The sequence below is a fragment of the Campylobacter concisus genome, from assembly GCF_902460545.1.
Lineage (GTDB): Bacteria > Campylobacterota > Campylobacteria > Campylobacterales > Campylobacteraceae > Campylobacter_A > Campylobacter_A concisus_AE.
This window is the reverse complement of sequence record NZ_CABPUE010000007.1, coordinates 1-1,870: the sequence shown is the minus strand read 5'-3', so window position 1 is coordinate 1,870 and position 1,870 is coordinate 1. Positions and strand designations below refer to the sequence as shown.

General features: G+C 28.0%; 1 protein-coding gene. It reads right to left on the bottom strand.

Going from position 1 to position 1,870, the window contains the following annotated elements:
* A partial coding sequence (locus FZ949_RS05255) for a type VI secretion protein IcmF/TssM N-terminal domain-containing protein (protein ID WP_316246161.1) occupies positions 1-1,710 on the bottom strand: 1,710 nt, incomplete at its 3' end.
* Positions 1,711-1,870 lie beyond the last annotated feature (160 nt).

The window sequence follows — 1,870 nt, the reverse complement described above, 5'->3', positions numbered from 1 at the left end:
CATTTCAGTTAAAACTGTATTTTTAAAAAAATCAGCATTTAAATCATAGTAAAGCGCTTTAACTGGAGTAAAGCCTTTATACGAAGTATCTAGTGTTATATACTCAAATTTAGTATCGCCGCTAAAGATTCTTGGATAGTCATTTAGACTTTGTTTTAGTAAATTTAGAAGCTCAATCTTTTGTGTCGGAGAGAGATCCTTGTATTTTTTGCCATCAAGGTATGAAGAAATTTTATTTGCATTATTTATAGCGTTTTGCTCTTTTATATTTTTGGTATCTAGAATAAAACTAGAACCCAAATATACTCCAGCGCAAAGTATGGCTGCTAAAACAAAATTTACAAATTTTGTAAATCTATTTTGAGCACCAAATTTATTTAAGTTAGCTTTAAAAGCTATCTCTTTTAAAAATGATTTTACAAAATAGCTTTGTTTACTATAGTTATTTACCGCTCTTAAAAGTGGTTTTTTGATGTTATATCTATCGCAAATAGTGTTTGTAAGGTAGTTTATAGGTATATTTTCTTGATAAGCACTGACGAAATAAATTCCATTTATGGTTGAGCTATTTTTAAGTGCATTTTGAGAGCTTAGCTTTGTTACAAAATCTTTCACTAAAGCAAAAAAATTATCAAGTTGTTTTAAAAATAGATATGAACGTTTTTTATCTTCCAATAAATGCGAAATCGAGTTCTTACTCATGAGATGTTTAAATAGTGACTCGATTAGGTTTTTTAGTTCAGTTTCTAGTGATTGTTTTGAGAAATTTGGATCTAAGTTTATTCCTAGAGCCTTATTTGCCACATCTTCATTGAAAAGTCTAAAATAATCCCCCATGCCATCTATTAAGTCAAGTTTGCTAAAAACAATATAAATAGGGAATTTAATATTTAGATGTTTCTCACAGTCATTAACCCTTTTTATCATATATCTAATTAATTCATCAAAATATTCTTGCGTGCCTTCAAGGAATTTTTTAGTATCTATGATTAAAACCGCACCACTTAATCTAGCGTTAAAATCATTTCGTTTTAAAAAGTGTAAAAATTCACTCCAGATACTTTTTTTAAGCAAGTAATCCCTATTTTTATCCACATCATCTTCAGGAAGCTCTTCAGTAGCTGTTGGCTGGTACAAGCTCTCTTGTGCAAAATGTATACCCTCAGTATCTAAAAGTGCACCAAATTTTGATATGTAAAGATTAAAGTTTGTTGTACTTTTGTGTATTTTTTTATAAGTATCTAAACTATCAGATAGTGGAAATTCAATATTTGAGTAGTTTATAAACGCGCTCTTTCCAGCACCTTCGTTACCCATTATCATTATTAAAGGTAATTTTTTAAAATTTATATCTTTTTTCCATGTTGTTTTGGCATCTTTCAAAGAAAGCATAAAATTTCTTTTTGCCTTACCAAAACTATCCATAGACTCTTTTTTGATCTCTTTTAGCTTGTTATTTTTTTCATCTTTTTGAGATGCTAAATAGTGCATTAATGGTTTGATTAAAACAAAAAATAAAATAACTGCCCAAAATGCAATTAATATAGTGACTCTTGAACTTATACTAGCAAAGCTATATACATCGTTAAAAGCTATAAGTGGAGCGTAAAGCCAAAATAAGATGCTTAATGCAATAGAAACTACCAAAATGGTACTGTGTTTAAATCTAAAAAAGACAAAAAATCTTCTTAGGTAATCGATAAATGCCATTGATGCACATCCTTTTACAAATAAATATATTTCTTTAATGTAATAATAACAAATATTTTAGATTTTATATATGAAAATTTAAGAGCAAAGCCTAAATTTTATCAAATTTGACATATTTTTATTACTTTTAAGCCTTGCACCAAGGCCTATTTTACTATAA